Below are 2500 nucleotides of genomic sequence, written 5' to 3'. Positions count from 1 at the left end.
TCAGACTCGCTTTCGCTGCGGCTCCGCATCTTCTGCTTAACCTTGCACGGGATCGTAACTCGCCGGTTCATTCTACAAAAGGCACGCCATCACCCGTTAACGGGCTCTGACTACTTGTAGGCACACGGTTTCAGGATCTCTTTCACTCCCCTTCCGGGGTGCTTTTCACCTTTCCCTCACGGTACTGGTTCACTATCGGTCACTAGGGAGTATTTAGCCTTGGGAGATGGTCCTCCCGGATTCCGACGGAATTTCACGTGTTCCGCCGTACTCAGGATCCACTCAGGAGAGAACGAAGTTTTGACTACAGGGCTGTTACCTCCTATGGCGGGCCTTTCCAGACCTCTTCATCTACCTCGTTCCTTTGTAACTCCGTACAGAGTGTCCTACAACCCCAAGAGGCAAGCCTCTTGGTTTGGGCTAATCCCGTTTCGCTCGCCGCTACTCAGGGAATCGCATTTGCTTTCTCTTCCTCCGGGTACTTAGATGTTTCAGTTCCCCGGGTCTGCCTTCTCATATCCTATGAATTCAGATATGGATACCACTCCATTACGAGTGGTGGGTTTCCCCATTCGGAAATCTCCGGATCAAAGCTTGCTTACAGCTCCCCGAAGCATATCGGTGTTCGTCCCGTCCTTCATCGGCTCCTAGTGCCAAGGCATCCACCGTGCGCCCTTTCTAACTTAACCGTTAAAAAGAATCACTATGTGATATCTTGTATTACTAATTGAATGTGATGTCTACTGTTATCTAGTTTTCAAAGAACACGTTTCGAAGGAATGATCCTTCAAAACTAAACAAGACAGGGAACGTTCTGTTTATAAGACCCAAGGTCTTATATTCCGTATAATATCCTTAGAAAGGAGGTGATCCAGCCGCACCTTCCGATACGGCTACCTTGTTACGACTTCACCCCAATCATCTGTCCCACCTTCGGCGGCTGGCTCCTAAAAGGTTACCTCACCGACTTCGGGTGTTACAAACTCTCGTGGTGTGACGGGCGGTGTGTACAAGGCCCGGGAACGTATTCACCGCGGCATGCTGATCCGCGATTACTAGCGATTCCAGCTTCACGCAGTCGAGTTGCAGACTGCGATCCGAACTGAGAACAGATTTGTGGGATTGGCTTAACCTCGCGGTTTCGCTGCCCTTTGTTCTGTCCATTGTAGCACGTGTGTAGCCCAGGTCATAAGGGGCATGATGATTTGACGTCATCCCCACCTTCCTCCGGTTTGTCACCGGCAGTCACCTTAGAGTGCCCAACTGAATGCTGGCAACTAAGATCAAGGGTTGCGCTCGTTGCGGGACTTAACCCAACATCTCACGACACGAGCTGACGACAACCATGCACCACCTGTCACTCTGCCCCCGAAGGGGACGTCCTATCTCTAGGATTGTCAGAGGATGTCAAGACCTGGTAAGGTTCTTCGCGTTGCTTCGAATTAAACCACATGCTCCACCGCTTGTGCGGGCCCCCGTCAATTCCTTTGAGTTTCAGTCTTGCGACCGTACTCCCCAGGCGGAGTGCTTAATGCGTTAGCTGCAGCACTAAGGGGCGGAAACCCCCTAACACTTAGCACTCATCGTTTACGGCGTGGACTACCAGGGTATCTAATCCTGTTCGCTCCCCACGCTTTCGCTCCTCAGCGTCAGTTACAGACCAGAGAGTCGCCTTCGCCACTGGTGTTCCTCCACATCTCTACGCATTTCACCGCTACACGTGGAATTCCACTCTCCTCTTCTGCACTCAAGTTCCCCAGTTTCCAATGACCCTCCCCGGTTGAGCCGGGGGCTTTCACATCAGACTTAAGAAACCGCCTGCGAGCCCTTTACGCCCAATAATTCCGGACAACGCTTGCCACCTACGTATTACCGCGGCTGCTGGCACGTAGTTAGCCGTGGCTTTCTGGTTAGGTACCGTCAAGGTACCGCCCTATTCGAACGGTACTTGTTCTTCCCTAACAACAGAGCTTTACGATCCGAAAACCTTCATCACTCACGCGGCGTTGCTCCGTCAGACTTTCGTCCATTGCGGAAGATTCCCTACTGCTGCCTCCCGTAGGAGTCTGGGCCGTGTCTCAGTCCCAGTGTGGCCGATCACCCTCTCAGGTCGGCTACGCATCGTTGCCTTGGTGAGCCGTTACCTCACCAACTAGCTAATGCGCCGCGGGTCCATCTGTAAGTGGTAGCCGAAGCCACCTTTTATGTTTGAACCATGCGGTTCAAACAACCATCCGGTATTAGCCCCGGTTTCCCGGAGTTATCCCAGTCTTACAGGCAGGTTACCCACGTGTTACTCACCCGTCCGCCGCTAACATCAGGGAGCAAGCTCCCATCTGTCCGCTCGACTTGCATGTATTAGGCACGCCGCCAGCGTTCGTCCTGAGCCAGGATCAAACTCTCCGATAAAGTAGTTTGACTGACTACGCACATCGCTGTGCGATTTTTAAAAACTGAATTAACAGGTACGTTTTGTCTTGTTTAGTTTTCAAAGATCATT

General features: G+C 52.1%; 2 rRNA genes (1 of these 2 cut by a window edge). Both read right to left on the bottom strand.

Annotated features, from left to right (window positions below):
• Positions 1-689, bottom strand: a 23S ribosomal RNA gene (locus tag ACFC0B_RS40645); it reaches 2239 nt to the left of the window's first position.
• A 170-nt stretch (positions 690-859) separates the two neighbouring features.
• Positions 860-2409 (bottom strand): 16S ribosomal RNA (locus ACFC0B_RS40640).
• Together the 16S and 23S rRNA genes form the textbook arrangement of a ribosomal RNA operon.
• Positions 2410-2500 lie beyond the last annotated feature (91 nt).

The organism is Kitasatospora sp. NPDC056184, assembly GCF_042268405.1.
Classification (GTDB): domain Bacteria; phylum Actinomycetota; class Actinomycetes; order Streptomycetales; family Streptomycetaceae; genus Kitasatospora.
Note: the sequence above shows the minus strand (reverse complement) of the source record. Positions and strands in the feature narration are given on the sequence as shown.